7 protein-coding genes are annotated in these 5,212 nt (G+C 39.6%); all 7 read left to right on the top strand.

Going from position 1 to position 5,212, the window contains the following annotated elements; translation table 11 throughout:
- Window positions 1-1,196 (top strand): hypothetical protein (locus EDM53_RS06230; protein WP_165379649.1); only part of this gene is annotated, 1,196 nt, incomplete at its 5' end.
- A 182-nt stretch (window positions 1,197-1,378) separates the two neighbouring features.
- Window positions 1,379-2,041, top strand: coding sequence for an IS110 family transposase (locus EDM53_RS04745; protein ID WP_130122514.1), 663 nt, complete (start codon window positions 1,379-1,381; stop codon window positions 2,039-2,041).
- On the top strand, window positions 2,041-2,409 hold the full coding sequence (locus EDM53_RS04740; protein WP_130122513.1) for a transposase: 369 nt from the start codon (window positions 2,041-2,043) through the stop codon (window positions 2,407-2,409). Before EDM53_RS04745 ends, EDM53_RS04740 begins: the two co-directional genes overlap by 1 nt.
- 417 nt (window positions 2,410-2,826) lie before the next feature.
- On the top strand, window positions 2,827-3,312 hold the full coding sequence (locus EDM53_RS04735; protein WP_242507886.1) for a helix-turn-helix domain-containing protein: 486 nt from the start codon (window positions 2,827-2,829) through the stop codon (window positions 3,310-3,312).
- A 148-nt stretch (window positions 3,313-3,460) separates the two neighbouring features.
- Complete coding sequence (gene yajC / locus EDM53_RS04730) at window positions 3,461-3,805, top strand: preprotein translocase subunit YajC (RefSeq protein ID WP_130122511.1); 345 nt, start codon at window positions 3,461-3,463, stop codon at window positions 3,803-3,805.
- Window positions 3,806-3,810: 5 nt separating this feature from the next.
- Window positions 3,811-4,137: a ferredoxin family 2Fe-2S iron-sulfur cluster binding protein gene (locus EDM53_RS04725; protein ID WP_130122510.1), complete on the top strand. Its 327-nt coding sequence runs from the start codon at window positions 3,811-3,813 to the stop codon at window positions 4,135-4,137.
- 205 nt (window positions 4,138-4,342) lie between these two features.
- Window positions 4,343-5,212 (top strand): hypothetical protein (locus EDM53_RS04720; protein WP_130122509.1); only part of this gene is annotated, 870 nt, incomplete at its 3' end.

The raw sequence follows: 5,212 nt of genomic DNA, 5'->3' as shown, positions 1-5,212 counted from the left end.
CACCGATACACAATTTATTGTCATCAAAGATTGGACAGGATGTATTGTACATAGCGCATGAGGTAGGAGGGAGTATACTGCATGATGCGTTGTTGGATGTAATGTACGAGGAAGGGCAAGCACTAGCTTTATTAAGTAGAGCAAGGGAGATAGGAAGTAGAGAGTTGGTGCTTGAGATAATGGGAACTGTAGAAGCATCAAGAGATATTGATATATTGGTCATACCATATATTCCAGAATCATCACTGGCACTTATTAGTGTTGAAGGAGAGCAAGGTCATGTTGGGTCTACTATTGGTAGAGATTATATGAATGCTGGTCAAAGAAGCATGATATCAAGGGTTATTGATGCTGTGATGAATCGACTTAACAACAAGCTAGATTTTGCATGGCAATACAAGGAGTATCTGTACAAGGGAGAGATTGGGAGATTTAAGGATATATTGAAAGAAAACAAGCTAGGTGAGACAGTATCGGTAGATATTTTACGTAATTATGGAGAGTTTAAGAAGCATGTGCTGCTTAGACTACACCCTGACAAGGGAGGGAGAGGGGAAGATTTTATATTTGCAAGGGAATTGCAGCAAAAAATGAGCTCTAATATTGATATAAACGGAATAATTGCGGCAAAAGCTGCAGAAGTGCAAGTTGTAATGTATAAAGCAGCGTTGAGCATCAAGATAGCCGATACAGTAGTGGATGTACTAAGAGTGGTCAATCGACCAACAGTGGAGAATGTGAAGCAAGTGGTATTGGGTACAGTGCATGTATATGGAATGTACAAGGGATTGAATGTGTATGGATTAGCACTAGTGGGTTTGGAAGCTACATATCAAGTGTACCAAGGGGAATACGGAGAGGCGCTAAAACAGGTACTGGTAACGACAGTTTACATGGCATTGCCTATAGTGATGGGTGCAGGAGGTTTGCCATACGCAGGGTTGATATTTACATCAGGAATGACGGTATACAGCCTTTACCATCTGATGTCCAACGTGCATAGTCTGTACACAGAATACACGAGTGATGAGAATGGAGGAAGATCAGCGTCTGGATATGGAGAAGTCTACAGTTTATTAGCACGAACTCCATTACAATACGTATACGAGTTTGATAGCTCCAGGGGAGAGTATAATGAATTGATGCAGGAACAAGAACAACCGAAAGGATTCGAAGAAGTACTGAATGAGCCATAGGATGTATGGTTTTAATGCCCACACATTGTGGGTACGTAATAGTAAGTGTGTAATACATACTGTAATTGCAAATAGTAAGGTTTGTATGGAGAATGGATACACAATATAATTATTTGGATATTCGAATAAGGAGTGTATTTATTCGATGGGAATAACTTTAATTAATTATAGGAGTGTATCCAATGAAGTATTATATAGGTTTAGACGTGTCATTGAAAGAAACATTTATCAATGTAATTAATGATAAGGGTAAAACAGTATACGAATGTTCAGTATTAAGCGAAGCAGATGCGATTGGAGATTGTTTAAGGGCAGGAGGGTATAAGGAAGATGCTATTTTAGGGATAGAAAGCGGACAGCTATCAATACATTTATGTAAAGCGTTATCAAAGGCAGGATTTGAGGTGAAGTGCGTAGATGCGAGGCATATGGCAGCAGCATTATCTGCGAGGATCAATAAGAATGATAAGAATGACGCATTAGGTATAGCTATTATGCTACGTAATGAATGCTATAAGAATGTTCAAATAAAGAGCGAGGATAGTTGCGAGCTAAAGGTTATGATAGGTAGCAGAAGGCAATTAGTGAGCAGTAGGCAGCAGATAATGGGAACGATTAGGGGTCTGCTAAAGATTTATGGTATAAAATTACAAAGCAGTAAACATGGGAATTTTATAGAAGTAGTAAAAAGGAATATAACAGGACTTTCTAATTCTGTTATAGCAAGCATCAATGGGATGCTAAATAGTCTGGGTATAGTAGAAGAGTCTTTGGAAGGAATCAACAATCTAATAGAGGAGTATGTTAAAGAGGATGAGGATTGTAGGTTGTTTGTAGGTTGTTAATGACAGTTACGGGAGTTGGGAAGATTACAGCGATTACATATAAGTCTAGTATAGATGACCCGAGTAGGTTTGGGAGTTCTGAGACTGTTGGTGCATATATGGGGTTAACACCAAGGCAGTATGCGTCTGGTGAGGTAAATAGGCATGGGAGTATATCGAAGATGGGCCCTATAGAATGTAGGAGCATGTTGTACGAGGCGGCGCAATCGTTGCTAGTGGTGAGTAAGGTGAAGTCGAAGGTGAAGAGTTGGGGGATGAAGCTAGCAAAGAAGAAAGGGATGAAGAAAGCAATAGTAGCAGTAGCTAGGAAACTAGCAGTTATCATGCATAGGATGTTAGTTGACAGGAGTGTATTTCAAGGGCTGTGAAATGATGGGGAATATGATTTATAACAAAGCAAGGAGGTAGAAATGAAAAGCTAAAGTATATAAAAAGGTGATAGTTAATATTGGCAGTAAAGGTGCTAGTTATGTCGATGGAAGGGATAAGTGAGAGACTTGGTTGAGGCTTTAGACCTCGTGTAATACATGTCACCGTCCGCTTCCACCTAATATGTATATTGAGGCATGGCCATGATAAAGTCAACAAAGGCTTGGCCATATCAGACCTCGGAGAGAACTATGGAAAGCAAACTAGTAGTCTAGAAAGTCAAAATAGCAAACATCAACTTTTTTTATTAAGATGCTAAAATCTTTACTTGACTGATTTGCAATTAGAGAACCAAGTTTCAGATTAAATCAGGCAAATGGATTTGAGGATGAGGCTGCGTAAGCGTATTGAAATACGTGCGCAGAGCCGAGTTCCGAAAAATCCGTTTGGATCATTTAAAAATGAGATTTGGTATAAGAGGTGAGAACGGAAGGAGATTGCAGGCAATCATATCGGCCAGAACGCATGGCATTTCGCAGGTAGCAAAAATATACAATATTAGTCGAGAGACGTTGATGCGGTGGATATCAAAAATAAAAACAGGAGGTGTTAAGAATTTTGCTGTAGCAGCTGGTCGAGGTAGACGGTCGAAATTAGAGAGCAAACAAGAACTTGAACTTCAGCGGTATATAGAGGAACATGGTGCGCACCTGAATACACAGAAGGTGCGTGTTTTTGTGAAAGAGAATTTTGATATAGATATCAGCAAGGCTACTGTCAAAAACAAGCTGTACGATTCTTTAGAGAACCTGGAAGATTCTTTGTGTCAATTTATCAACACCATAACACCAGAAATCATCAAATCTCTTTGCAACGTCAATTATATCGCCCGTTATTTATGAGATCTGGTATTAATCACTATGTGCAACTTAAGCTCAATATTGTCAAACTCGGGATGAAGTTGCGTAAAAGTTTTTAAACAAAAGAGTTGCGCGTCACGTGTGTATAGGATACAAAGTATACTGTGAACACCGCAATTAAAATTTTAGTATGTACTTCATTAGTGTAGCACTTGCATCGGAGGCGGCTCCTGCTCAGGGAAATACTTTCATGGAGCTTCTCAGCAGCATGACACCGATCTTTTTGATCATAATTATATTTTACTTTCTTTTACTGCGCCCACAGCAAAAAAAGTTGCGTGAACATCAAGCAATGGTTTCAAAACTTTCCAAAGGAGATAAAATAGTCACAACGGGTGGTATTTTTGGGACAGTTGTAAAGCCTGACGGTGAAAATGATGCCGTAATCCTTGAAATCGCAGAAGGGGTAAAGATTAAAGTCAAAAAAGATATGGTGTCCGAGCTAGTTGTCGGAACAAACAATAAGACAAAGTAGAACATATGCCAACTATTTCCTTCGTATATGCAGACGGTAGTAGCAAGACTGTGGTTACACAATCTGGGCTATCCATACTGGACATAGCACGTGAGCACAACGTTGATCTAGAGGGAGCTTGCGAGGGTTCTTTAGCATGTGCTACCTGCCATGTAGTCCTACCCAAAAACTTTTACGACAAGTTGCCTCCTCCTACAGAAGCTGAAGAAGACATGCTGGATCTTGCCTTTGGTTTGACAACCACCTCTCGTTTGGGTTGCCAGGTGATTGTTACAGATGAGTTTGATGGTATGGTCGTCACAATACCTTCTACTACTCGCAACATCAAGTAGCTCCAAATTCCTTCTTGCGCTCAAGCCTGCTTGCCAGAGATTTTACCTCATCCCCCCTTTATATCACAAAGCTTTTCAACACATTGATCTTCTGATGTTCCTGTGATGTTGTATACAAACAAATTACTGGACAACAAAGGAAAGATAATGTATGCGGTATGAGAGGTTGTATTTTAGATAAATTAAAAAAAAAAGGTAATATTTTATGATGATGGTCGGCCAACAGCAGAACGTAATTTACAAGTTAGCGAAATTCATAACCGGTAACATTCCAACTGGCGGGGAACTGCTCTTGACTTCTGCTGCCCAGTCACTCGTTGAGATAATATTGGACAATACTGGCTTGGAGCAAGGTTTTGGTAACAACCCTACTGCAAAAAGCTTTATGCGTGATGGAGCAAAAATTGTCACTGCTCCATATTATTCATACACCAACACACCAGTTGGTGATAGATATGTTGCAGATACCTTTACAGCTCTTGGCTCTGTTACAAAAGGGCCTATCAAAGTGGCAACTATGTCAATATTGAAGTCTGCATCAACCAAAAATGTTGATACCGTGGATTTTACGAGATTAGACAAGGTGCTCGCACATATAAATTTTGATCCAGCTGTTCTAAATGAGGTTAAAAGCTTATACCTTCAATATGCTAAGGACGGAAGTCAGTTGGGTACGTTTTCAAGACTTTCAAATTTTATAGCAGAGCCAATTACCAAGACGCTTGAAGGGTGTTCAAAAGCTTTGCAGGATGAAGCACTTAAAACTGGCCTAGAGTACCGCAATACAGGTGTGCTAGACACGATCATGAACATCAAAAAATTCGGTATAGAGCAGTTCATAGGCTATAGCCTTGGTAATTCTCTGATAAAAACCTCTCTGCTGGATTTGTTTGGTGATTATTATGGTAAAATGGGTATTCAGGGCATGTTAAAAAGTGCTCGAGAAACTATAGAGCAGTATCGTGTGAATTTTGTGTTTGGGAGAACAATCGGTGGTGAATTTCAAATAAAACATAAGATGCCATTGTCTCATAGAATAGATATGGTAAACAAGGCTGTGGATTCTGCATTTCAG

It is taken from the genome of Rickettsiales endosymbiont of Peranema trichophorum (genome assembly GCF_004210275.1).
Taxonomy (GTDB): domain Bacteria; phylum Pseudomonadota; class Alphaproteobacteria; order Rickettsiales; family Midichloriaceae; genus RICK02.
Note: the sequence above shows the minus strand (reverse complement) of the source record. Positions and strands in the feature narration are given on the sequence as shown.